Consider the following 24851-nt stretch of genomic DNA (forward strand, 5'->3'; position numbering starts at 1 on the left):
TAATATTTATATTAGGAATATTAAACTGATCCAAGTACCTGTTTTAAATCTGAAATCATATTTTCCCATAACATCTTACTTTCTTCAACTTCTGATTCTTCCGCAAAATCTGTAACCATAATAGAAACATCTTTGGTAATATCATCAACCTGAATTCTGATTTCAAAATAATATGAAGTATCCTCTTCTTCTATCCATCTGAATTTAATACGCTCATCACTTTTCTTACTGACCAATTTGGCTTTTTCTTCACTGCCTTCCCAGATAAAGGTGAATATTTCCCCACGGGAATTCACATTATCAGCATACCATTCACTAAGACCGGAGGGAGTGGAGATGTATTGATACAGCAAAGAAGGAGAAGCGTGAATAGGAAACTCCATTTCGTACTTAATCTTTTCTTCCATTTCTTGATTTATTGATTTGCGCCAATATAGATATTAATTGGAAAGATAAAAAAGAAAAGATTTAAATATTTCGGAAATTAATGTTTGTACCAATTCAAATTGTTTTTATATTTGCACCCGCATTTACAGAGAGCTGTTAAAGCTTGGTAAGGCAAGGGTGTAAACAGTTTATAGAAAATTTGGCGAGGTAGCTCAGTTGGTTAGAGCGTCGGATTCATAACCCGGAGGTCCCGAGTTCAAATCTCGGTCTCGCTACAATAAAAACAAGGCTTTCGAGAAATCGGAAGCCTTTTATTTTTAGACCTAGTACAGAATAAGTACAGAATGGGGATTTTTCTTCTGGAAACATGAAGCATATATTTATTTAATATCATTTGAGATTAAATAATCTTTCTGGTTAAAATTTTGCTTTCATAATTATAGTTCTCACTTGAAATTTAGTACTACCACCTACCTCCTACTCTTTTTAAAGTACATCTATCCTAACACTTATATTTAATAATTTGCTTAAATAAGCATATTTATATATATTTGTATAATAATTAAATTCTATGAAATTGGAAATTACCTGTACCAGAGCACAAGCTGATCACAAACAGCTTCTTAATTGCAAAGCGACTTTAGACAAGATGGACGATAATTTTAAAGAAATAACCAAACTCCTTTCTATTGCCGGAAATGGGGTTCGTTTAAAAATTCTGTTCCTTTTAAATATGGAGAATGAATTATGTCCCTGTGACATAGCTGATATTTTAGAAATGAGTGTTCCTGCAATCTCCCAGCATATTCGTAAAATTAAAGATGCGGGGTTTATAAAATCCAGAAGAGAAGGACAAACACTATACTATTCTTTAGTTGGAGAGAAAACCACATTATTGCACAATGTTTTTACTTCCATAAGGACTTCAAAAAAAATAGCTTAAATGAAATCTTCTAGCAAATCGAATAATTCAGCCTTCGCAAGTGTACTTACCGCAATTACCGCATCTTTATGCTGCATAACTCCACTTATTGCTATTCTGGCGGGAAGTAGTGGAATTGCCACCATGTTTTCCTGGTTAGAACCTTTCCGACCTTATTTGATTGGGCTTACCATAGGAATTCTTGTATTCGCCTGGTACCTCAAATTGAAGCCTAAAACACAAAAGGAAATAGAATGCGCATGTGACGAAGATGAAAAAATCTCTTTCTGGCAATCAAAGAGTTTTCTGTTTATTATTACTGTTTTTACGGCCCTGATGCTCACCTTCCCCTACTATTCAAGGTTATTCTATAATACTTCTGAAAAAGAAATTCTTGTAGTGGCTGAAAATAATATTGAGAAAAAAATTATTGAAATAGAAGGAATGACATGTGCAGGATGTGAAGCCCATGTGGAAAATGAAGTAAATAAGCTTCCGGGAATTATCTCTGTAAAAGCAAGTTATGATAATTCAAATGCCATTGTACAATTTGATAAATCGAAAGTAACGGAAACTGAAATCTTTAAGGCTATCAATAAGACTGGATATAAAGCTATTACTGCGGAGAAAAAAATTAGATGAAATGAAAAAATATGATGTATTTGTAATTGGTTCCGGGATGTCCGGAATGACCGCTGCTAACAAATGTGCTTCAAAAGGGTTTAAAGTTGGGATTACTGATGAATTGCCATACGGGGGTAATTGTGCCTTGCGGGGATGTGATCCTAAAAAGGTGATTATAGGAGCTACTGAGGTTCGCGATTTTGCCCAAAGGCTTAATGGAAATGGAATAGATAATGTACCCAGAGTTAATTGGGAGGATATCATGGCATTTAAACAGTCTTTTGTGGATGCCATGCCTCCTAAAATTGAAAAAGGATATAAAAATAAAGATATAGATACTTACCATACTTCAGCTAAATTTCTAAGTGGCAATACGCTGCAGGTAGGCGATGAAGTTATTGAAGCAGATAAAATAGTTATTGCTACAGGGGCAAAACCAAGAATACTGGAATTTGAAGGCGGGGAATATGCGCTATCGAGTACTGATTTTCTTAACTTGAAAGAACTACCTCAGTCCCTGATATTTGTAGGAGGAGGTTATATTGCTTTTGAATTTGCTCATATTGCTGCTCGCGCAGGAGCAAAAGTCGCTATAGTTCATCGCAGTAAAAAGCCATTGGAAAACTTTGAACAGGATATTGTAGAGCATCTTGTTAATGCTACTGAAGAATTAGGGATTAAATTGATTCTGGAAACTGAAGTCACCGGTATAGAAAAAACCGAAGAAGGTTACAATGTGAAAGGAAATAAAGATGGTAAAATTAAAACTTTTACAGCCGAAGCAGTTTTTAATTCAGCTGGCAGGCCTCCTGCCATTTTTGATCTTGATCTTGAAAAAGCGAATATTTCGTATTCAAAAAAGGGGATTGCGATAAATGAATATTTACAAAGTACTTCTAATCCCAGAATTTATGCAGCCGGGGATGCAGCAGATACACGGGGACTACCTTTGACTCCTGTAGCGGTTCTGGAAGGACATACACTGGCTTCCAACATTATTAAAGGGAATAAAAAAGAAGTTAGTTATCCGCCAATGCCCACAGTTGTTTTTACCCTTCCCACAATGGCTTCAGTGGGATTGACCGAAAAACAGGCAAAAGAGAAAGGAATTCAATATAAAGTAAACTATAAATCTGCCGATGATTGGTTCAACGCCAAACGATTGAATGTTCCTGAATATGCATTCAAAACAATTATTGACAAAGAGACTGAAACAATCTTGGGAGCACATTTAATTGGACCCAATTCAGAGGAAGTCATTAATATTTTTGCCATGGCTATACGAACAAAAATGAAATTACAGGAGCTAAGAACTATGATTTTCACCTATCCCACTATGGCGTCAGATATACCCCATATGCTGTAGATAAAAAATAAAATTTATTATGAAAGTGCAATTAAAATCTGAGCTCACCTGCCCGAATTGTGGAAATAAAAAGCTAGAGATAATGCCTACAACTGCCTGCCAGTTTTTTTATGAATGTGAAAACTGCAAAAAAGTTTTAAAACCTAAAGAAGGGGACTGTTGTGTTTTTTGTTCTTATGGTTCGGTTGCCTGTCCGCCAATACAGGAAGGTTCTGCCTGTTGTTGAAGAAATTCTAAAATAATTTGGAGACCACCCCATAGTGGTAATTAACTTGCACGATCTAAAAAAGTAAGGAGATGATACCAAGAGATTTAAGTAAAGACATCAAGACTCGGTTACAAAGCATAAACGGTCAAATAAACGGACTCATAAAAATGCTGGATGAAGAAGTAGATCCCGATAAAATCCTGCTTCAGTTTAAGGCAGCTCAAAATGGACTGGATAAAGCACATTTTCTTTTGCTGGATGAAACCTACCGGAAAACTCTTGCCATAAAAATCTCTGAAACCGTGGAAGCCTGTCCCGGTGATTGTGGTAATGAAGATCGCATAGAATTTATACGAAAACAATTCCCGGATCTAGAGCTGGACACTTTAACCTCTCAAATGAAAGAAATTGATAAACTTAGAAAACGTATTAATGCCTCAGATATTGAAAAATCATGAGACACCCCTTATTTATATATATCCTAAAAAGGCTTAATGAAAATTAAGCCTTTTTTTATTTGGAGACCACCCAGGGGCGGGTAGTACTTTTGAAGTATTGAATTAAATAGAAATTAAAATTTTTAAAATAGAATGTTATGAAAAGACAAGTTGAAGTATTCACAGCAGGCTGTCCCGTTTGTGATCCGGTAGTAAATATGGTCAAAGAACTAGCTTGTGAAAATTGTGATGTTAAAATCTATGACCTCGTAAAGCAATGCGACGATAAAACCTGCCTTACCAAAATGGAGGAATACAATATCAAAAAGATTCCTGCTGTGGCGGTAAATGGAAAATTACTCTCCTGCTGCAAAAATGAAGGAGTTTCACGAGAAGCATTAATAGAAGCCGGAATAGGGCAAGCCTAATAGGATTATGGATACGGCCATTAATTTAACCAAACTTCCTGTTTCCGTATGGGCAGGAATACTTAAAACCAACATTATTATGAAACCATTAAGTCAAGAATTACAAAAATGTATTGATGATTGCAATGCCTGTATTACTTCGGCGAGAATTTGCCTGGATCAGCACTTGGGTGAACCCGATATGAAAAAGTGCCACCAGTTTTGTCTGGAATGCATAGCCCTTTGTACTGCCTGTGTCCAATTACTGGCAAGCCAATCTAATTACTCTAAACGTGTATGTGGTATTTGCGCTGACCTTTGTAAAGCCTGTGCAGATGAATGTGCCAAGTTCGATAGCGAAGTATGTCAGCAATGCGCAGAAAAATGTAGGGAATGTGCAGAAAGTTGCAAAAAAATGGCCGCTTAAAAAGAAAGTTTTATAGGGAATGGCCTAGCTGCTGTTCCTTTTTTTTAATATCAGTTTTCAATTTTAAAAAAACCAGAATGTTCACCAAGATAAAAGAAGATTTCGTAAGTATAGGCTCTTTGTTCACTTCAGTTTCTACCTTACTCTGTTGTGCATTACCTTCCTTACTAGTTGCCGTAGGAATGGGTGCCGTAGTAGCCGGGTTGGCTTCTGATATACCCTGGCTTTTTAGCCTTAGTAAATATAAAGGCTGGACATTTTTAGTGGCAGGCATCATGATCGGGTTTAATTTCTGGTTGTTCTACGGAAGAAAAAGGGAACAAGCTTGTGAAATTGATGAAAACGGCAATGAAACCGCCTGCGACACGGCCGCTCGATGGAGCAAGGGAATTCTTTGGTTTTCATTTGCACTTTATATGCTGGGTCTGTTTTCAGCCTATTTGCTTTTTCCCATCCAGAAGTTTTTCGGAATTTAATCTAGAAAATTATGTATAAATATATAGTATCAATTTTAATGGTGGTTTTCTCTGCCAATCTTATTTTTTCTCAGGGGCACGGTCCCTTGTACGGATTACCAACCCCAACGCTGGCAAAAGGGGGAATAAATTTGAATACCGCAGGAATGAGTTTAAGTACAGAGGACGAGACCTCATATATGTTACGTTATCTGTTTTCTTATGGAATTACCGAAGATTTACAGATCAACCTAACGACCCCCACTATGATTGAGCGGTTGGAAAATGCACCAAGAACACGAGGAAATAGTAATATGCCTGCCAATGGAGATATAGAAGCTTCCTTATGGTACAGGTTCTTTTCTAATGCCTTTGGAGTGGGAAAACGTTTTGAATCTACGGCAATTTTAGGAGTTTCAGCACCTACTGATGATGTCCGCGGGCAGGTAAATGTAGGTAATTCTATTCATGGTGCGATCTCTACAGGTTATGCATCACGAACATGGTACGCCTGGTTAGGTGCAGGATACCAGTATTATTTTGAAAGGAATAATGACCAACTGGGTGATTTGCCCTATGCAAGTGCCGTGGTGGGATACCGCCCCGATATTTTTATGGGTGACTACCCCAAGCCTGACTGGAGAATATTTATAGAATCAATGGCCGAATTTCCCGGGGACAATCGCTATTCGGGACAGCAGGACTTCAATGATGAGAGAAGCAAGAAAATATTGGTGGGGCCTTCCTTTTTGGGTTTGTACGGTGCCTGGGGAATTTCCATTGGAGCTATGTTCCCTGTGGTTCAGAATCTAACCCCCAGCGCAGTGAAGGAAAATTACAGGTTGGCGATTAATTTAAGTTACTGGTTATAATATAAATTTTAAAAATTAAAAAGATGAAAAATATCGTATTCATTATGATAATTGTGGTTTTAGGCACCTTTAGTTCCAACGCCCAAATCCAAAAAGTAGATCAGGAAGTTTTTGGAATGGACTGCGCACCTTGTGCATACGGTCTGGAACGTGGACTTAAAAAAATGGACGGATTGCAAACTGTAAAAGTGAGCCTTAATGATGGGAAAGCCTATCTGGAACTTTCGGAAAATAACAGCTTAAGCCTGAAACAAATTCAGGAAGAGGTAAAGAAAAACGGTTTTTCCGCTAAAAAAGCAGAAGTGGTCATCAAAGGAAAATTGATAAATAAAAATGGAGGTTTTGAACTTCAAACCGCTTCGGAAACCTATAGCATCGTTAACAGTGCTTCGGGCGATCTAAATTCTAAGTTGAAGCCCGGTTCTGTAAAGCTAAAGGGAATTGTAGAGGACGAAGAAGATGGAAATTTATCTGATAATTGGAAAATTAGAATTATTGAAATTCTTTAGGATGAGATTATTTACTATAAAAGAAAAGGGCCGATTAATATTTAAATCGACCCTTTTTTCATTATCAAAATTCTAAATTATTTTTCAGTTATCAAATCATACACACAAGGTATAACTAACACATTCAGAATAGTTGCTGAAAGTAAACCACCCAAAATAACAACCGCCATAGGGCTTTGGATCTCACTTCCTGGCTCCCCTCCTTTTAAGGCCAACGGTATAAGCGCTAATCCAGTAGTAAAGGCGGTCATCAAAATTGGATTCAGTCTATCCAAGGCACCGGTTTTAATAAGTTCATAACCTTTCCAACCTTCTTTTCTTAGATCTTCATATCTCGATACGAGTAAGATTCCATTTCGGGTTGCTATTCCAAAAAGACTTATAAATCCAATAGTAGAAGCTATACTTACAATTCCTGAGGTAAAGTAAACGATCAGGATTCCGCCAATAAGTGCCAATGGCAAATTGATAAGCACAACAAATGCCAGCTTTACATTATTGAACTCAAAATAAAGCAACAAAAAGATCACAAAAATGGCTATCACGGCAGTGATTAACAGCATTTGCGAAGCTCTCGACTCACTTTCGAACTGCCCGCCATACTGTACCCTGTAACCTTCCGGAATATTCACCGAAGAATTTACAGTTTCCCGAATCTCTTCTACCGCACTTCTCAAGTCACGGCCCTGCACATTAGCGGCAACGACAATTTTACGCTGCACATCTTCCCTGCTTATGGTATTAGGGCTGCTAACCGAAGAAACTTGTGCCAGCTGCTCCAGTGGTACCTGTGATCCATTTGGCAGGCCAATTAAAGCGGTTTTGATTTTCTCAATGCTATTTCTGAAACCTTCTTCATAACGTACCACCAGATCAAAATACTTCTGTCCTTCATAGATCTCCCCCACTTCGTGTCCTGCAAAAGCCACATCCACCTGCTCCATCAGCTGGCCAACTGTCATTCCGTAAGCGGAAAGGATCTGAAGTTTTGGAGTGATCTTGATCTGCGGTACCTCGATCTGCTGATCTACAGCTACATCAGCAAGTCCGTCGATAGGTTTTATATTTTCCTCCACGCTTTTACCTATTTCATATAACTGTTGCAGATCAGGGCCAAAAATTTTGATCGCGATATTGGCCCTGGTTCCTGAGAGCATATGATCTATACGGTGGGCAATAGGCTGTCCAAGGGTGATATTAGCACCAGGAACGATGCTGAGTTTATTTCTAACATCTTCAAAAAATTCCTCCTTGGACTTATCTTCCAGGGTAAACGGGACATCGATCTCGGCGGCATTCACCCCCTGGGCATGCTCGTCCAATTCTGCTCTTCCTGTTCTTCTGGTAACCACAGCAACTTCCGGCATCTCAAGCAACAATTGCTCTACCTGTTTCCCGGTCTTATTGCTTTCTTCCAGCGACATTCCCGGAGGACCAACCACACTAATTACCATAGAACCCTCATTAAATTCCGGAAGAAAACTTCTTCCTAATTGAGTAAAGAAGGCAATACTCAGTAAAAAAGCGATCACTGTGACCGTTATCACTGTTTTGGGAATCCTTAATGCTCTATTTAGAATATCAGCATAAGACTTCTGTAACCATCTTTCAACTTTAGTCCCTTCAGCCTGTTTCTTCAGCATCTTTTCCTTTTTCAGAAGATATGTGCATAAAACAGGAGTGACGGTTACTGCAACCACTAAAGAAGTCAGGACTGAAGTTATAAATGCTATTCCGAGAGGCTTCAGCAATCGCCCTTCCATTCCGCCAAGGAAAAATAGCGGTACAAAAGACACAATAATGATAAGTGTCGCAATAATGATCGAACTCCTAATTTCAACCGAAGCTTCTCTTACCACTGTAATAACCCCCTGCCTTTCAGCTTTTGGTTTTCGGATGTTCTCCCGCAGGCGTTTATAAACGTTCTCAACATCAATGATGGCATCATCTACCAAAGCTCCAATAGCAATAGCCATACCTCCTAAACTCATTGTATTGATGGTATACCCAAGCATCTTCAGAACAATTATGGACACCAATAATGAAATTGGAATTGCCAGCAGCGAAATTAGAGTAGTACGCCAGTTCATTAAAAAAATAAAAAGTACGATCACTACAAAAAATGCTCCTTCCAGCAGCGTCATATTAAGATTACTTATGGAAGCATCAATAAAATCGGCTTGCCGGAAGATCTGGCTTTTGATCTCTACGCTTTCAGGTAAACTGATTTCCAGTTCAGCGATGGCTTCATCAAGCCTTTCGGTAAGCTCCAGCGTATTTACATCGGGTTGCTTGGAAATGGTAAGGATAACCGCAGGTTCTGCATTCAGGGAACCATCACCAATCTTATCGGCAGCTCCTATCTGCACTTCAGCCACGTCTTTGATCTTGATGCTCTGGCCATTTACCTGCTTCACCACAGCTTCTTCCAAATCTTCTAAAGCATAAGCTCTTCCGTTTCCTTTAATGATATACTGGTTTCCATATTCATTCAGGAAGCCACCCGGGGCATTAGTATTCGCTTCACGGACTTTCTCGGTAAGCTCTTCGAGGCTCACGTCGTAATATTTCATTTTCCCGGGATTAGCAAAAACCTGGTATTGCTTATAATCGCCTCCAATCACCACTACGTTGGCAATCCCTCCTATAGCCTTAATACGCGGACGAATCTGCCAGTCAGATAATGTTCTTAACTCCATTGGTCTAAGACTGTCTGAAGTGACTCCCAGCAACATTACTTCTCCCATAATGGAAGAAATAGGTGCCATTGTGGGAGCGCCGATCCCACTGGGCAGGTTTTCACGAACCATGGGAATACGTTCACTTACGATCTGTCTGGCTTTATAAATATCGGTGCCCCAGTCGAATTCAACCCAAACGATAGAAATTCCTGCCGCAGAAGAAGAACGAATCCTTCTCACATTTGGCGAGCCATTCATCGCGGTCTCAAGCTGGTAGGTCACTAGTTTCTCTACTTCTTCCGACTCCATGCCGTGGGCTTCCGTAAGTATGGTCACAGTAGGTGCCGTAAGGTCCGGGAATACATCTACGTTCATGTTGCGCGCGAGGTAAAACCCGGTAATACTTAGTACCACTGCTGCCAGAAGAACCAGAAGCCTGTTCTGAAGCGAAATTGATAATATTTTATTTAACATCTATTTTCTTTTTCAGGATTAATGATCATGGCCGTGTGCAGGAGTTGTACCGGACATAGAAGCCATTTTGACCTGGTAAAAACCTGTGGTTACCACAACTTCTCCAGCTTCAAGTCCGCTAAGAACCTGCGCGTGTTTACCATTTCGCTTCCCGATCTTTACAGGTCTTCTTTCGAAACTCTCGCCACCAGTTTGTACGATCACAGAATAATTTCCATAATCTTCCAGTAAAGCTGCTTCAGGAACTACAATTCCATTTTCAGCTTCACCCAGAGCAATCTGGACTTCAGTAAAACTACCTTCAGGCATTTCAACTACATCATTTACTTTGACAAATACCGGGATCATAGGTTTACGGTCTTCCACTTCCTTGCCTACCGAAATTATTGAGCTATCTGAACCTTCCACTTCTTTCCAGTCCCCATTATCAGTCTTATACCAAACATTGGCAATGGATTCTTTAGTTGGATTGTGAGAGGCACTTAATTGAGTTCTCAGTAATCGTGATTTATCGGTTCCAATGGTGACTAGGTTCGCTCCCTGCTCTACATAATTTCCGTTAGAGGTACTGATGGATTTAATAAATCCGTCGAAGGGAGCTCTAATTTGCTTTCCGCCTGCGCCGTAATTGGAGCCAAGCGCCCGGTAATTCGCTTCGGATACGCGAAAATCGCTTTCCACCTTTTCGAATTCCGCCTTGGGAACGATCTTATCCTGGTAGAGTTCTTTCTTCCGTTCATATTCCGCTTTAGCCTGATCATACCTAGCTTTAGCCTGGGCGATCTCTGCCTGTACATTATTGGAAGAAAGTCCTTCACTGCTCAGGTTCATCAATAATTGTCCTCTTTTCACCTCGGTGCCTTCTGTAAGGTTTTCTGAAACAAAATTCACCATTCCATTAGCTCCTGCCGCCAGGGTCTTATAAGTTCCCGGGGCAGCTTGCCAAATTCCGGAAGTATGAACAACATCATACACTTCTCCCTGTGTGACAGGTTCCGTCTGAAAATCGATTTTCCAGGCCTGCTCCTTTAAAAAGCTGATGCCGCCTTCTTCTGCTTCCGCTACATTCTTTGAAGCTTCTTCTGCAGAAGCATAAACCTGTACATCTTCGATCACGATCCTATCTGAATACTCAGGAGTTTTCAGATCAAAGACCAGATCATAGGTTCCAGGCGCTTTCGGCTGTAAAGCGGGTGAAAAAATTCCTGGGGATGAAGGGGCATCCACCTTATGGCGAATTCCGCTTTCTCCCGTAATAAGGCTCACCGTTACTGAACCTTTACGAACAGGTTGATGTTTGTCCAACACCGTAAAATGAGCTGCAAATTTGCTGGTTCTACCTTCCACCAAAGCCGGAAATTCCACGAAAAGTTCTGTTTGGTCTGTCCAGATGGTTTTACTAATCGCAGGAACTTCAGAGCCTACATGGTTTCCTTCTGCATCATGCGCGTGTTCTGCTTCCTCGTTATTTCCGCAGGAAAAAAGAAAAAGTGCGATGCATGTTATATAAATATATTTCATGTTAAATTTCTATTTTTAATGATCTTCATGCTCGGTTCCATCATCATGCGTATGATGATCAGATTCTTCATGCATTTCCAATGAATCCTCACCTACTTTAAATTCTTCCTGCTCCAAATGATCTTCGTTCATGTGATTACCATCCTCATCATGAGCATGCCCATGCTCTTCCTCCGCTGCATGAGCTTCGGTGCCTTCTTCATGTTCATGACCGTGGTCTTCATTAGCGGTTTCTCTACAAGCTGAAAAACTGAATATTAACAGGGTTGCGAAAAATAAATTCTTGAAATTCATATTTTTAAATTTTTAATTATAATTGATGTTTTAATAGTGTTGCTTTTAGCTGGAGGAGTTCTTTCTCCATTTCCAGCTTCTTATTGTAAGCCTGCCTGTAGAATTCAACTTCCCGGTAATAATCCAGAAAGGAAAGTTCACCAAGCTCGTAGGCTTTAAATAAAAGTTCTTCGGAATTAAGATCCTTGAAAGTCTCCTCATATTCCTCAAATTTTCTTTTTAATAATTGATATTGCTGATAGTTCTCTTGGAAGCGGGTGTAAAGTTCCGCGGTTTCGACACCCGTATTGGCCTGGGTAAACTCCAGATTTGCTTTAGCTGCCTTCACTTTATTATTACTATTCCACAGAGGAATTGAGAGGCCGCCTAAGAACCCGGAATAATTACTGGAATTCACTCCCTGATAATTATAGCCTATGCTTAGGTCGGGAAGGATCTTATTCTTTTCCAGTTTTACCTGCTGCTCAGCCAAAGCTTCACGGGCAGTTAATTGCTGAACCACCGCGTCTGCGGAAAGTTTTTCTTCCCATAGCGTCTCCATAGGTGCTATTTCAGAATCTTCCATCAACTGGATCTGATCTATATTAACAGCATTTCCACCATTTAAGTTCTGCAGATCTAAAAGCGTATTCCTGATCTGGAATTCAATCTGGTCTATTTCAAACTGTTCCTGCAACCAGGCTATTTTAGATTTATTGAGTTCCAAAATACCGATCTGTTCCGCATCAAATAAACGCCGAATCTGATCATAAACCTGTTTGGCCTGCTCAACTCTCTCCTGCTCCAGCTTCTTTCGCTTCTGCAAAATTTGTAGCTCCAAAAGCTGTTTTTTAGCATTTAAAAGTATTTCCTGCCGCATGGCATTATACTCAAATTCAAGTAGTTCTTTCTGCCTTTCTATCCTTTTGCTCCTAGCACTGTAAACGCTGGGGAATTCAAAGCGCTGTGAAATTTGATACTCTGAATAATTACCGGTCTCATGCTCTCCAAACGGAAGGTAGAAGGCTGAAACCTCAGGATCCTGCAGGTTGTTATCTGTCTTGTTGCTAAGGGTCTGACTGGCCATGTATGACTCGTAAGCCTTGAGCTGCCTGTTATTCCGGCTTATTTCATTCAGAATACCTTTTACTCCGGGACTTTGAGCAAAAGAGCCAATAGAGATAAGGATTCCGCAAATAGCGGAAACTATATATCTGTACATAAATTTTGATTTTAGTTTAATCTATAAAACAAGGGGCTGCCTGCTGTTAAAAAACAACGGCACGACTTAGTGATTAAACTAATTGGGGCGGTCCCCGAAGCGAGAGTAACGATAAATAGGGATTGAAATAATGGTTGGGAGGTTGATAAATTTTTAACCTCTGTGATTCCTGATCGGTTAACACCCAATCCACATTATAAAATTCCTGATCGGTTTTCTGTTTAATTTCTGTCTTTTGAAATTTGAAATTTTCCGAATGTTCTTTTAGAACGAGAATCTCACTGGAAGTAGAGGTATGAGAGTGAATTGCTAATAGATAGGATAGAAAACCTCCTGATTTATTCTCTTCGTTCTTATCCTGGTGCTGATGATTTTCACCTGAATGATGATGCGCAATCTCCTCTTTCTTCTCCTCATGTTCGTGATGTGCATGAGGTATGACCTGATGAAAGGACATCAGCATAAAAATGCTGAGAAGAAATAAGGCTTTTATTTGATTTTTTATTTGCACAGATTACAAAAATAGCAATTTATAGCAGAGAATCGATAAATAATAAAATAAACCATAAGAACCTTGGCCCTTATGGTTTATACTTCAACTAATTAAATATTCTAACTATTAAAGCTCTATGCTCAAATAGCCTTTCTTTTGAAGTTGAAAATCATGCAAGATGCCATTGTCTACGACTTCAAGTTCTTCAGGAATATATTCTTTACTGACTTTGAATTTTTTCAGAGAAAACCCACACACCACAATTTTTACATGGGCTTTTTGAGCTTTTTCAATAAATTTTTTCATCATTTCCTTATCAGTGAGATCTTCAACAGTTTTTCCGCAGATGATCGCCTGAAAATCGCCAAAACTTTTTCCATCTTCTTCCGCCAGGGCTTCAGCCGTTAATATTATAGGCTGGAGTTGGGGGATTTTTTTAGTGAGCACCACATAATTATGTGAGTGGTGATCCTGTTTGGAGGTTTGCGCGTTTAATACATTTGTGAATGTTAGTGTAAGGATAAATAATCCTAAAATTAGCTTTTTCATAATTTTTCTTTTTTAAAAGTTTGAATATCGTTTAATATAAAAAACAGGAGACCTCCTACGATTGCTATATTTTTAAAAAGAGGTCCTAAAGTGTGAATCTGTCCAACCTGGACGGTTAATGTAATTGGTATAATAACAGCAGCCAGAGCTATCGCGGCCCAGCGGGTTTTAAAACCAATCAGAAGAAAAAACCCTGCAATCATCATTACTATTCCCGATATGATCACCAGGTACTCCGGATTCCCAAAAAAGTAGGCAATCCCTTTAAACCTTGCCTGATCAATTCGGTTTAATGTCTTTTCAAGATTTAATATATGGTTAAAGCTCGCTACTAAAAATATTCCGCTAAGTAATATGCGAAATAGCTGTACCGATCTATAGGATACAGAAATTTTTGCTTTCATTAATTTCAATAGTTTAGGTGTATAAATTGGTTTAGCATGACGTATATCTAAACCAGTTCTAGTCAAATCACTATTGAATATTTAGGAGGCGGGTATAATTTTTTAGAGTGGTCATTACTTTTTTGAAGTTTTCGATACTTGAATCGCTTATCTACAGAGTATGAAACTTCAGGAATATCTTTTCCTGCAGGCTGTTGATAATTATTAGAACAGATCCTGGCTAGTTTCAATACATGCACCTGGGAAGAAGCTTTAAATTGGTAGCCCAATTTCTTCATATCGTCACTTTTCTTCTCACAAATAGGATTTAATAGTACAATCTCATTAGTCTTAAGTATCAAACTAAATAATTCAGAATCTATGGTGATAAGTTTTCCGGAAAAAACCACCAGCATAGTTATCGCTATATATTGTTTTATTAGCATAAGAATTTCAAATATATAAGAAATGATATCTACGCCATGTAACCTTTGTTACATAAAAGAGATGTCTTCAGCTTATGTAACAATCGTTACTGAAGATCCTTTCATATAACCTTATCTTTATGGAAAATCATTAAAAATAAGAGTTATGAAATATTATTTTGATAAGACGATCACAGGAGAGTTTGAAGAAGTAATTCAAAAAGTAACCAACGAACTGGAAAAAGAAGGTTTTGGAGTTTTAACAGAAATAAACGTTACGGAAACCCTTAAGAAAAAACTAGATGTTGATTTTAAAAACTATCGTATCCTGGGAGCATGTAATGCCCCTTATGCTCACAAAGCTTTGCAGGCTGAAGATAAGATAGGTACTATGTTACCATGTAATGTAATAGTTCAGGAATTGGAAAAGGGAAAAAAAGTTGCCGCAGTAAATCCGATGGCATCGATGCAGGCTGTCCAAAACAACGATTTAGAAAAGATAGCTACAGAAATTGGAGATAAGCTAAAACAAGTGATAGACAGGGTTTAAACTTTTAATTATAAAAAAGCCAACCAAAAAAGAAATCCAGAACCAAAATTATTCGGAAAGTTAGAAACCAACCTATTGCATTAGCCAGCCTTATGGTTCCCAACCTTTTTCATAGATTTTAAAGAACGTATATTTTCTCAAAGAAAATTATGAAAATGCGCTTTATTAATCCTTATTCGAAAAACCTACAGTTTTTCTACCACCAAATTTTTATAATCCTACCTGACCTTAGTCATTCTTTTTCAAGCTATTCTGCAATAGGCTGGCTTTCTTTTAATAATTGATTATGTTATCAATTGTAAAATTTAGTCTCTAGAATTAGTTTATTAAACTATGTGTCACAATTTTATTATAGGTTTCGGTATCTATTCACCCACTCAAATACCAATTGGTGCAGTACAATTAAGAATTCTATGTAACTACCTGCTTCCAATCCCACCCGTCCTGATGAACGAGTGTTTTAAAAATTTTCCTATTCAGATTAATATCCTCAGAAAAGTCATAATTCTGTAAATCCAGTACTAGCTGTTTTTCAATAAGCTTATTTCTACCTGGTAATGGGGGCACAGATTTGCCAGTACTTATATGTGTGACTTCAGCAAGAACTTCAAAATAATTTTCGAAAGCAATTACCAAAGGCTTTAAATCATTTTCCTCTGGTTTGATTTCTTCTTTGACGTGAACTGATAGAATTGATAGTGCTTCGTATAACTTTGCCAATTGAAGAATAATTGCATTTTTCTCTTTTACATTATGAAAATAATGGATTACAGGATAGGCACGATGCTGCTGACTGTATTTAATAATTAAATCTGATATGTTGTCTATTTTACGAAGCAGGCAATTAAAATCCTTGCCATTCCAACCGTTAATCACTATTTCTTCTGGACTGCTGCCTAGAGTGCTTAGTTTAATTCCAAGTTTACGTTGATCTATAACCGCAGATAATACAGGAATGAAATAAGTTACAGACATGGTGAGAAGGATTAGTCCTGTGAATGAATATATACTGGTAATTATTCTCCATACATTTGTTGAAGGAACAAAATCACCCATTCCCAACGTAGATATTGTAAATCCACTATAGTAGACCTTCTGCCAAATATTAGTCGGCATTTGCGTAGTACTATCTAAAATAGATCCTGGATAAGCTGAAAGAATTAGAATCAGACTTGCCCATAAAATTAGTACCCAAATTAAAACAATAGATATTAGCAGAAAATATCCGGTGTGGGCCAGGACTTTTGATTTTCCGTTCCTGCCCGAAATCGCAAGAAAAAATTTCCAGAAATGATGTGAAAATTTGCTAGTAATCCAACCACCACCTTGCATAGATAAGGTGGTTTGTAGTATATCTAGAACTATTGCAAAGTATAGGATTACGCCTACAATAAAATAAAAATCCATATTTGGTAATATTTCTTTGATATATTAATAACAGACAGAAAAATTATCTTAATGGTAATTGAAAAATCTAAAGTATTTCTGTCCTTATAGGTCATATTCAAACTATTAAATTGGCCACCCCACCGGCACTCTCATAAGATTATTCAGTACTAAAAGGCCTCTTTTTATTGAGGATAGCTACTCTTTAATAAATAATCTCTTTTTGTATCTAATTAAGAAAAAAGTTTCTTGGAGTAAATGACATTGCTTTTTCCATTTAATTGGTAAATCTCCCATGGATTGGATAGTTCCGCAAAATATTATCGGAATTCTGTATGTAATCTATTATCCGGAACAAATAGATTGAAATTAATAAAAAATACCCGCCACATACCTGGTTTCCTAATGGGAAGCATCAAAAAACTTATAATTATATTCTTATCATACTTTTATTTTAATGAGAATGTCCTTCACTGGTTTCACCGGGCGCTGATTTTGATTCAAGAAATTTTCCCTGTGGTCCCACACCTTCAAGATAAACTAATTGTGCTCCGTAATGTCCCGCTTCAGATACAGAATAAGCCGAAAAAACCAGAACCAATGCCGTAACTATTTCGAAAATTCTATTCCTTTTTATAAGAAAAAGACTACCTAGCTTTAATATTGAAGCAAGGGCACTTGAATAAATCGTCCACTCTGCATAGATATCATGTTGCTCTAATACTTTCTTTGCTGTTTCTGTAAGATCATGAGCATGTGGATGGGCATATACTCCAGCGATGTAGGCTCCAATAAATCCAACTCCTGTACACAGCAAAATTACCCAGTCCAAATTTCGTTTAATCACAAACAACTGAATAAGCTGTAAAATTGCTCCTAATAGAAGTAGTACTATTGGAAAGTGTACGATTAGAGGATGTAGGTTAGGGAAAGAATCTAAACTAGCCTTTACTTCCTGGTCAAGACCCGAAAGCTCCGGGGTTATAGCTTCATCAGCCTCTCCATGTTGTTCAACCTGTGTTTCAGTCTCCTTTGAAATTGAAGAACTAGTTATACTGTCATAATCGTGTGCCGTATTTTCATCGTGACTATGCTGTGCAGAAATTAAGCTAATATTCAGCACTAATAGAATTAAAAAGATACGATTTTTCATATTAAGTATTTTTTAAAATTAAAGAGCAGGATCTTATTGAAACAAACATTCTATTTTTCAACCAATTAAATTAAATAATCAAAATACTGTCCTATTCCAAAAGACCCTGCAGGTTCATCATCAATAGATATTCCCCTGAAACTTTGGCTAAAACCGTAGAGATAATCCACCTCCGGCACCAAAACGATTATCATAGCTACCCATTAATGAAAAGTTTTTACTTAAGAAATACTCCAGGCCTGCGCTCCAGGTTTGCTCATTTTCAAAATCTTTCCCGGGTTCAAGTTCGTCTACCCAGCCAAAATCTGCCTGAAATTCATACTCCCCGAAAACGGCTAATCTTGGAAAGATCATAATCTCCCGGGCCAGGCTTATTTGTGGTCTTAATTTACTATCCAGTCTCACATCCATTTGAAACATATAGGGAGTAAAATATCTTATTCCTCCAATGGCAGTGGTACTAAGCTCGTCCATACTGTTCTCCATTTCATTCTCAACATTAATCCCTCCAAATAGTCGCACCCAGTCATTGATATAATATTCATAAGAAAATTCAGCCTCCAGGTTCTCATTCCAACCATATTCTGCCAATGCTGTAAATTGATTCCTAATATTAGAGCTTACCACATTCAACTCTGTCATATGTGACGCTGCATCCAGCATCCCCCAGGTATAGAATTTATTTGTTTCCCTTATCAAATTACTTACAGGGAAGGGTTTCATACGTTCATTCCTTTGGGTATCATAACTTACGATCCTGGCCATTCCGGCATCCATATGATAAAGAATATGACAATGAAAAAACCAGTCGCCGTATTCATTTCCATAAAATTCGATGGTAACCTCTTGCATTGGGGGCACATTTACCGTGTGCTTCAATGGAGAATACTCACCATTTTTATTGATCACCCTAAAGAAATGCCCGTGGAGATGCATTGGGTGGTGCATCATCGTAAGGTTATTAAATGTTATTCGCGTCACCTCATCCCCCTCTATTTTTATTTTATCGGCTTCGGAAAGCGGCACCCCGTTTAAACTCCAAATATATCGGTTCATATTTCCTGTAAGGTTCAATAATACATTCCTTACCGGTATACTATCATTGAAATCGGTTTTTTCAGTAGCTTTCAAATAATCATAATTATATTCTGAAAACATATCCATACCCTTCATGCCCTCCTTTTCCATTCCTGCCATTCTCATAGGTTCGTTCTCCTTTTTCATATTAGAATGATTCATTGAATGATCCATTTTTTTCATTGAAGAATCTTTCGCCATCTGCATTGTTGAATGATTCATCTTAGAGTCGTTCGTTTGCATCTTCTTAGTCTCATTTTCCATCTGCATTTCACTATGATTCATTCCCTCCATGTTCATATCATCCATCTGCATGCCCCATTTCTCCTTAAGTTCATATGGTTCGGGGTGATTAGGCCGGGATTGCAAAGCCGGAGCACCCATTTTCATCTTCATTTTTGCCATTTTCTGCATCATTCCAATCTTATCTGGCCGGGCGACTTCTGGCGCAGGCAATACTTCTCCCCGTCCAAGAAATGCTGAAGCGGTGCCTGAACCGTCCTGGGCCATTATTTTAAACTCCAGCTTTCTGTCTTCAGGAATCTCCACAATAAAATCATAGGTTTCGGCAACCCCTATAAAGGTTTTATTGCGTTTCACCGGAACTACATTTTTTCCATCAGCAGAAACCAATGTCGGCGTCTCGCCTCCAAATGTCATCCAGAACGAAGTAGAGGCTGAACCATCAATAATTCGCAACCTTATTTTTTCTCCAGGTTTAAATTCAGGATATTCAATTTTTTCTTCTCCGTTAATCAGGAAGGCGGGATAATATATATCTGCAATGTCAGCGCCCTCCATACGTTGTCTCCAAAAATCTAATTGGGCACCAAAGGCTCCACGCTTTATTACCTGGTTGAGCGGGGTCGCAGTACCTTTTTTAATATTATACCATTCAGTTCCTCTTTTCAGAAATCTAAGAACATCCTTTGGCTTTTCATTGGTCCAGTCTGATAATACCAGTACCAGATCTTTATCATACTCCAGTTCTTTTTCCTTTGGATTAATTAAAAGAGACCCAAAAACACCGCTTTGTTCCTGCAACATTGTATGGGAGTGATACCAATAGGTTCCATTTTGCTTTATCTCAAATTCATACTTAAAAGTAGTGCCGGGCTTAATAGGCGGAGTAGTTAAATAAGGAACTCCATCAAAATAATTAGGGAGCAACATTCCATGCCAGTGAATAGATGTTTCCACATCCATTTTATTTTCAACATAGATCACAGCATATTCTCCCTCGGTAAATTCCAGGGTGGGCCCGGGGATCCCTCCATTCACCGTCATCCCCATGACTTCTTTACCCGCTTTATTTACTTTTTCCTGATTAATCGTTAAATGGTATTCTCGTACCGGAAGCTCATTCACATTTCCTTCCACCGAGGCCTCTAGCTCTCTCTGAGCTCGTGCCGTCATTCCTATTAAAACTATGAGTAAGAGTATATAATTCTTCATTTTCATTTTGCATATGATAAAAAAGAGAGGGAATCCCCTCTCTTCTATTTATTAGTCCTGATTTTCCAGACGATATATTATTTTCTTCATTTGAGCGATCTCCCTTTTCTGTGCTTCAATAATTTCTTCGGCCAGTTTTTTAGTCTCGGGATCTTTTAGATCAGCTCTTTTACTGGTTAAAACAGCAATGGAATGGTGTGGTATCATTGCCTTCATATACAGAACATCACCAATAATGGGTCTCTGCGCTCTTACCAGACCCAGGGCACTTATAAATAGTACAAGGCTTCCTATATAAATGGCGATATTCTTTTTCTTATTGTTGTACATGTTCAACATAAGGGATAGCATTATAACGGCCATAGCGGCAATCCCTAAACAGGTCATGTAAAAACGGGTTAGACTAAAGTAAACATGGTCAAATTCATAAGTATTCAAATACATTGTGATATACATAGCTACAAAGGATAATCCCAACATAAGAAAGAATTTGCCATAATTGTTTCCTTTCATGTTCTTATTATTGTTCTCTTCTGAATTCATTTTTTTGGTTATTGGTTAGTATGATAAAAACTACTTTTCAATGGTTTTTCTTACAGATCCACATTTCAGCATTTTTTCACCGAAATATGGGTTCTTAATCTCAGAAACATCGGCGTACCAGTAGGCACCCTGATTATTAAATGCCATAGGGCAGAACTTCTTATAAATGGTTCCACCTGAAAGCGCTTCTTCAAACATAGGCCCTGCTTTTTCAGTAAATTGTGAAAATAGCTCACGCTGTTTCTCAAGATCATCTGTACTAGCAATCTCTCCGACTAAAGATTTCATTTCTGCTCTTTCCTGAGTAAATGATTCTTCCATACTTTTAGCAACATCCTGAACCTGACCGGCATCGCTATTAGTCAATGCTATTTTCATTTCCAGATAATTATGCCATATTTTACCGGTCATACCATCAATAAAATCCTGGTCTGCGACATCTGCGGTTTCATTCTCGGCTTTTTTAACCTCTTCAGGGGTATTGATTTCTACTGACTGTTTCCCTTTATTATCTACACAAGAGATAAATAACAAAATTGCCAGAGGGATTAGCCCAATTTTAATTGAAAATTTCATAATATTAATTGATTGGTTTTAATTATAAACTATTTATTATTTCCCTTTTTTGTATCAAATAAAAAAGTTTACTGGTCCATCTGAAAAACTATTGAAATCTAATTTGATGTACTGCAAGTAGCTAAAACTAAAACCCTCGACATCTAACCATCCGAAAGATTTTTAGCATACTAAATTTAAATAATCTAAAATTTAACAGATCACAGGATAACAAAATTAAAGATTGGTGATCACAAATAGTTTTAATTTTACTGAAAAAACCTTTAAAAATTATATTAGATATTTCTTAATTATCTATTAATATAAATTTCGTTAAGAGGGGGAATTTTCATCCTCTTCGGTGTAAATACTTTTTGTGCTTTTTATATTTTTCCAAAAATTCTTGTAGCTTTTTTGCTTGTAAGTCTTATAGAGCTTATAGAGAGATCTATGAGCGAATCAAAGAGATAGGAAAGAGTAAGAAACTGGCACTAACACCCGTGGATAATAAACTATTGAAACAGGCATTTGCAATAGCTAAATCAGGAACTTATTACCAGGAAAATTATATGTAGAAATTAGCTTAAAAGTACTTGGATTTTACCTTAGTTCTTTGTTGTACAAATTGTATTTCTTTAGATCTAAATAATTCCAGATTAAAAATAATAATATTGTTTTATAATAAACGTTTTAGTTTAAAGCTTTAAATTTCTACTCATGTTAAAAATAATATTTTCAAATCAGCTTTTTTAATTCTATTTTCAACTTTACTTGCAATAAATATTAGTTGTAGTTCTGATGACGATAGTTCAACTCAATCCGTGGAATTAACTGTCAACGGAACAGTTCTTTTCGATGATGGAGATGATTTTTTTGGAGATGTTGATGGTGATTTTACTGGGAACGGTGGTAGTGCAACACGGACATTTTTTTGGCAAAATTCTCTAAACACAGCCGATTATAATGCTGATATTACTTCTTCAAGAAATGGATTATTTGAAATAGAGGTTAAAGATTCAAATGGCAATGTTGTTTTAGATAGATCTTTAAGCGGTGCGATGGAATCCGATTCTTTTTCGGGTGTAACATCTAGTGGAACTTCGGGAATCTGGTCAGTGAAAATAACTCTTTCTTCCTTTAATGGTGATGGAAGCTTTTCACTAAGTGAGGGTGATTAAACTATATAATGACAACCCAATTTACTATTAAATATCTTGCCGTTCACGGCTATCGCCAGTTGGCGGAATAAGGGACGTGGATTTGTCGGCTTAGTATTGGTTTGTTGGCCAAGTTAATTACTTTCTTTCTAACGCTGCCTTTCAATGGTAATGAACCTTTATCGGGTGTTGCATTTTTCAAATTGTTTGTTTGATATATAAAATGTATCTAATTTTCTAAAATTCTAATGTATGAATCATTAAATCTCTTCTAGAATCCAACCACTGATTTTTTCAAGAACCTTCGGACTTATAGTTTGTTCGATCTCTGGATATTCAGAAATTTGTCCTGTTTTACTTTCCTGAAACAAATGGTTTAAATTTTGCATCAAAACAACTTCGTAATTTTCAGAATTACTTTCTTCCAACGCTTCTTTAACTGCCTGCATATTATATTTTGGAGGTACCTGTGTATCATTACTTCCATATAAAGCCAAAGCAGGAATACCAATTTTTGCAATTTCTTCTGCTGGATCGTAGTTGTAAAAATATCGGATCCAGGGATTCGTTCTGCTTTTTACCAGGTTTTCAATAAATTCATCTTTATTTATATTTTGAGGTAAAATAGAATTTAAGACTTCAGAATCCTGATAAAAAGATTTTAATTCATTTTTTACTATGTTAATATCTTTATCAGAAGCCGCAATATCAATAGCTTTTACTATATAATCTCTGTATTTTTCTTCATCCTGTACAGGAAAATTCCTGTAATCTATAGCCTGTTGCAGAGAGACTTGTTTACCCAAAACTCCTGTTCCAGCTAACAAAACAATGAATGACACATTTTTTGAATTATTTGCAACCTTTGGTGCGATTATGGCGCCTTCGCTATGGCCTATTAAACCAATATTATGAGTGTCAATATCGGTTCTGTTTTTTAAAAATTCAATGATTTTCAATACATCATTAGAAAAGTCGGCGGTAGTTGCTTTTTCAAAATTTCCAGTGGATTCTCCGACTCCTCTATCATCATACCTTAAAACCGCTATTCCTTTTCGTGTTAGATAATCGGCAAGGACCAGAAAGGGTTTATGTCCCATATAAGATTCATCCCTATCTTGTGGACCACTACCAGAAATCAATATTACCACGGGCGTATGTTGGTTTGATGATTTGGGTAAGGTAAGTGTTCCTGCCAGACTATTATGATCTTCAGAATTATATATTTTCACCTCTTCTACCAGGTACGGATATGGTTTTGAAGGTTCCTGAGGCCTTTTCGGAGTTTCTACCTGGCCTGCTTTTATTTTTTTGATTAGAATTAAAGGAACGCTATTCAAGCCTTCCTGAAAGGTGCCTTTTATTTCGCCTGATTCTTCATTTAACATTCCATCGAATTTAAAACCCAGGTTAGAGGCGTTAATGATTAAGTTATTATCGAGGAACGTGGTGGAAGCTGGTTGGAGATTCATTAAACCCTGTCTGGGAATATCTAACTTGGTAAAATGACTTTTATTAGATTCAGAAATTTTGAATATAAATAGCATGATTTTTCCAGGCTGAACTTCAATTTTTCCCTCCCAGATTCCTTCAATGTTCTGTGCAAATAGATTATTTACAAAAATTGATAAAATAATTACTAGAGTGACCTTAAGTGTTTTCATAATAATGTTTAGTTTAAGGCATAGCTATCCTTCTGATGAAATTTCAGCTGATAGAAATGCGTGTATTGATTTAGGTTTTTAGTTGTTAATTTCAGAGAGTAATTTCTCCGTTGCTTCTAAAGATTTATTGTAGGATCTCAATACCCAAAATGCAAATCCTAAGAAAGCGATTATTGAAATTGGAAATGTAAGAATCCAGAAATGTTCGGTTTCACTAAGATCAACACCTTTTATTGCTGAAAGTACAGGAATGGCGACTAAAATTAAAAATAGTCCTAGTGAAACATTCAATTTTTGAAACTTTTGAAACCTGATCTTACGCCTCCCAAAATCATTTAAAGTGTCTAGATAGGTTTTTGAAGATATCTTTACTTTCTGCATTCCATTCAAACTGCTTAAAGAGATTATCGGTAATGTTAGGAGTAAACCAATGGCAATAACCGCAAAGATTTTTTCTGCCAATGGATCTATTTTCATAAAATTCATAATTAAATAGATAGCTCCCAGATAACAGATAATTGTTCCTATAATTTCAGAGTATTTGATCTTCTTTAGTTTTGAATGGTATTTTTCTTCAGTTACGTTCCCAATAAGATTTTTAGTAAGTCGCTCCTGTTTTTCGATTCTGTCGCTCATTCCTTCCCACAAATTTTTCATTTCTTCTAGTTCCATAATA

Annotated in this window: 28 protein-coding genes, 1 tRNA gene and 1 pseudogene; 14 read left to right on the forward strand and 16 right to left on the reverse strand. The window is 37.3% G+C overall.

Annotation, left to right across the window (positions count from 1 at the left end; translation table 11 throughout):
* Positions 1 to 20: 20 nt before the first annotated feature.
* Positions 21 to 407 (reverse strand): START-like domain-containing protein, encoded by a 387-nt coding sequence (locus tag AB8M93_RS04155; RefSeq protein ID WP_373056318.1) that lies wholly within the window; start codon positions 405 to 407, stop codon positions 21 to 23.
* A 181-nt stretch (positions 408 to 588) separates the two neighbouring features.
* Between AB8M93_RS04155 and AB8M93_RS04160 the strand changes: the two genes are divergently transcribed.
* The 11 genes from AB8M93_RS04160 to AB8M93_RS04210 all read left to right on the forward strand — a co-directional run bounded on the left by AB8M93_RS04160 (position 589) and on the right by AB8M93_RS04210 (position 6614).
* A tRNA-Met gene (locus AB8M93_RS04160) sits at positions 589 to 662 on the forward strand.
* A gap of 296 nt (positions 663 to 958) precedes the next feature.
* Entirely contained in the window at positions 959 to 1330 is a 372-nt protein-coding gene (locus tag AB8M93_RS04165) for an ArsR/SmtB family transcription factor (RefSeq protein ID WP_373056319.1), read from the forward strand.
* Complete coding sequence (gene merTP, locus AB8M93_RS04170) at positions 1331 to 1951, forward strand: mercuric transport protein MerTP (RefSeq protein WP_373056320.1); 621 nt, start codon at positions 1331 to 1333, stop codon at positions 1949 to 1951.
* Between the two features lies 1 nt (position 1952).
* Positions 1953 to 3299 (forward strand): dihydrolipoyl dehydrogenase family protein, encoded by a 1347-nt coding sequence (locus AB8M93_RS04175; RefSeq protein WP_373056321.1) that lies wholly within the window; start codon positions 1953 to 1955, stop codon positions 3297 to 3299.
* Between the two features lie 19 nt (positions 3300 to 3318).
* Positions 3319 to 3525, forward strand: coding sequence for a GDCCVxC domain-containing (seleno)protein (locus AB8M93_RS04180; RefSeq protein ID WP_373056322.1), 207 nt, complete (start codon positions 3319 to 3321; stop codon positions 3523 to 3525).
* Positions 3526 to 3596: 71 nt separating this feature from the next.
* Positions 3597 to 3965, forward strand: coding sequence for a metal-sensitive transcriptional regulator (locus AB8M93_RS04185; RefSeq protein WP_373056323.1), 369 nt, complete (start codon positions 3597 to 3599; stop codon positions 3963 to 3965).
* Between the two features lie 137 nt (positions 3966 to 4102).
* Positions 4103 to 4372, forward strand: coding sequence for a thioredoxin family protein (locus AB8M93_RS04190; protein WP_373056324.1), 270 nt, complete (start codon positions 4103 to 4105; stop codon positions 4370 to 4372).
* Between the two features lie 7 nt (positions 4373 to 4379).
* Positions 4380 to 4778: a four-helix bundle copper-binding protein gene (locus AB8M93_RS04195; protein ID WP_373056325.1), complete on the forward strand. Its 399-nt coding sequence runs from the start codon at positions 4380 to 4382 to the stop codon at positions 4776 to 4778.
* Between the two features lie 77 nt (positions 4779 to 4855).
* Positions 4856 to 5254: a hypothetical protein gene (locus AB8M93_RS04200; protein ID WP_373056326.1), complete on the forward strand. Its 399-nt coding sequence runs from the start codon at positions 4856 to 4858 to the stop codon at positions 5252 to 5254.
* An 11-nt stretch (positions 5255 to 5265) separates the two neighbouring features.
* A complete protein-coding gene (locus tag AB8M93_RS04205) occupies positions 5266 to 6105 on the forward strand; it encodes a hypothetical protein (protein ID WP_373056327.1) in 840 nt (279 codons plus the stop codon).
* A gap of 23 nt (positions 6106 to 6128) precedes the next feature.
* Positions 6129 to 6614, forward strand: a complete 486-nt coding sequence (locus AB8M93_RS04210; RefSeq protein WP_373056328.1) for a heavy-metal-associated domain-containing protein — start codon at positions 6129 to 6131, stop codon at positions 6612 to 6614.
* A 77-nt stretch (positions 6615 to 6691) separates the two neighbouring features.
* Here AB8M93_RS04210 and AB8M93_RS04215 read toward each other — a convergent pair whose 3' ends face one another.
* The 8 genes from AB8M93_RS04215 to AB8M93_RS04250 form a co-directional block, all read right to left on the reverse strand.
* Positions 6692 to 9769 (reverse strand): efflux RND transporter permease subunit, encoded by a 3078-nt coding sequence (locus AB8M93_RS04215; protein ID WP_373056329.1) that lies wholly within the window; start codon positions 9767 to 9769, stop codon positions 6692 to 6694.
* Positions 9770 to 9787: 18 nt separating this feature from the next.
* A complete protein-coding gene (locus AB8M93_RS04220; protein WP_373056330.1) occupies positions 9788 to 11290 on the reverse strand; it encodes an efflux RND transporter periplasmic adaptor subunit in 1503 nt (500 codons plus the stop codon).
* Between the two features lie 15 nt (positions 11291 to 11305).
* The gene (locus AB8M93_RS04225) at positions 11306 to 11584 is read right to left on the reverse strand and encodes a hypothetical protein (RefSeq protein ID WP_373056331.1); all 279 of its coding nucleotides are present in this window, start codon (positions 11582 to 11584) and stop codon (positions 11306 to 11308) included.
* Positions 11585 to 11600: 16 nt separating this feature from the next.
* On the reverse strand, positions 11601 to 12785 hold the full coding sequence (locus AB8M93_RS04230; RefSeq protein ID WP_373056332.1) for a TolC family protein: 1185 nt from the start codon (positions 12783 to 12785) through the stop codon (positions 11601 to 11603).
* A gap of 73 nt (positions 12786 to 12858) precedes the next feature.
* The gene (locus tag AB8M93_RS04235; protein ID WP_373056333.1) at positions 12859 to 13296 is read right to left on the reverse strand and encodes a DUF6769 family protein; all 438 of its coding nucleotides are present in this window, start codon (positions 13294 to 13296) and stop codon (positions 12859 to 12861) included.
* 108 nt (positions 13297 to 13404) lie between these two features.
* A complete protein-coding gene (locus tag AB8M93_RS04240; RefSeq protein ID WP_373056334.1) occupies positions 13405 to 13827 on the reverse strand; it encodes a DsrE family protein in 423 nt (140 codons plus the stop codon).
* Positions 13824 to 14231: a DoxX family protein gene (locus AB8M93_RS04245; protein WP_373056335.1), complete on the reverse strand. Its 408-nt coding sequence runs from the start codon at positions 14229 to 14231 to the stop codon at positions 13824 to 13826. The genes AB8M93_RS04240 and AB8M93_RS04245 overlap by 4 nt, the downstream gene beginning before the upstream one ends.
* Before the next feature lie 62 nt (positions 14232 to 14293).
* Positions 14294 to 14656, reverse strand: a complete 363-nt coding sequence (locus tag AB8M93_RS04250; protein ID WP_373056336.1) for a hypothetical protein — start codon at positions 14654 to 14656, stop codon at positions 14294 to 14296.
* 145 nt (positions 14657 to 14801) lie between these two features.
* On the opposite strand from AB8M93_RS04250, the gene AB8M93_RS04255 reads away from it, so the two are divergent.
* The gene (locus AB8M93_RS04255; protein WP_373056337.1) at positions 14802 to 15185 is read left to right on the forward strand and encodes a DUF302 domain-containing protein; all 384 of its coding nucleotides are present in this window, start codon (positions 14802 to 14804) and stop codon (positions 15183 to 15185) included.
* A gap of 411 nt (positions 15186 to 15596) precedes the next feature.
* Here the strand turns inward: AB8M93_RS04255 and AB8M93_RS04260 are convergent, their stop codons facing one another.
* The 5 genes from AB8M93_RS04260 to AB8M93_RS04280 form a co-directional block, all read right to left on the reverse strand.
* Positions 15597 to 16592: a potassium channel family protein gene (locus AB8M93_RS04260; protein ID WP_373056338.1), complete on the reverse strand. Its 996-nt coding sequence runs from the start codon at positions 16590 to 16592 to the stop codon at positions 15597 to 15599.
* 433 nt (positions 16593 to 17025) lie between these two features.
* Positions 17026 to 17724: a DUF2231 domain-containing protein gene (locus AB8M93_RS04265; RefSeq protein WP_241551308.1), complete on the reverse strand. Its 699-nt coding sequence runs from the start codon at positions 17722 to 17724 to the stop codon at positions 17026 to 17028.
* A gap of 147 nt (positions 17725 to 17871) precedes the next feature.
* Positions 17872 to 20262 carry a multicopper oxidase domain-containing protein gene (locus AB8M93_RS04270; RefSeq protein ID WP_373056339.1) on the reverse strand — a complete coding sequence of 797 codons (2391 nt, stop codon included), beginning with the start codon at positions 20260 to 20262 and terminating at the stop codon, positions 17872 to 17874.
* Positions 20263 to 20307: 45 nt separating this feature from the next.
* Positions 20308 to 20799: a DUF305 domain-containing protein gene (locus tag AB8M93_RS04275; RefSeq protein ID WP_241551310.1), complete on the reverse strand. Its 492-nt coding sequence runs from the start codon at positions 20797 to 20799 to the stop codon at positions 20308 to 20310.
* A gap of 30 nt (positions 20800 to 20829) precedes the next feature.
* Positions 20830 to 21375 carry a DUF3347 domain-containing protein gene (locus AB8M93_RS04280; protein WP_373056340.1) on the reverse strand — a complete coding sequence of 182 codons (546 nt, stop codon included), beginning with the start codon at positions 21373 to 21375 and terminating at the stop codon, positions 20830 to 20832.
* A gap of 383 nt (positions 21376 to 21758) precedes the next feature.
* Between AB8M93_RS04280 and AB8M93_RS18755 the strand changes: the two are divergent.
* Positions 21759 to 21929: pseudogene (locus AB8M93_RS18755) on the forward strand (IS110 family transposase); the annotation flags it as partial.
* A 246-nt stretch (positions 21930 to 22175) separates the two neighbouring features.
* Positions 22176 to 22532, forward strand: coding sequence for a hypothetical protein (locus AB8M93_RS04285; RefSeq protein ID WP_241551312.1), 357 nt, complete (start codon positions 22176 to 22178; stop codon positions 22530 to 22532).
* Between the two features lie 239 nt (positions 22533 to 22771).
* Here AB8M93_RS04285 and AB8M93_RS04290 read toward each other — a convergent pair whose 3' ends face one another.
* Together AB8M93_RS04290 and AB8M93_RS04295 are read right to left on the reverse strand one after the other, a co-directional pair.
* Positions 22772 to 24175 carry an alpha/beta hydrolase family protein gene (locus tag AB8M93_RS04290; protein WP_373056341.1) on the reverse strand — a complete coding sequence of 468 codons (1404 nt, stop codon included), beginning with the start codon at positions 24173 to 24175 and terminating at the stop codon, positions 22772 to 22774.
* 78 nt (positions 24176 to 24253) lie between these two features.
* Entirely contained in the window at positions 24254 to 24847 is a 594-nt protein-coding gene (locus AB8M93_RS04295) for a hypothetical protein (RefSeq protein WP_373056342.1), read from the reverse strand.
* Positions 24848 to 24851 lie beyond the last annotated feature (4 nt).

The sequence above is a fragment of the Autumnicola aciditolerans genome (genome assembly GCF_041679265.1).
Classification (GTDB): domain Bacteria; phylum Bacteroidota; class Bacteroidia; order Flavobacteriales; family Flavobacteriaceae; genus Autumnicola.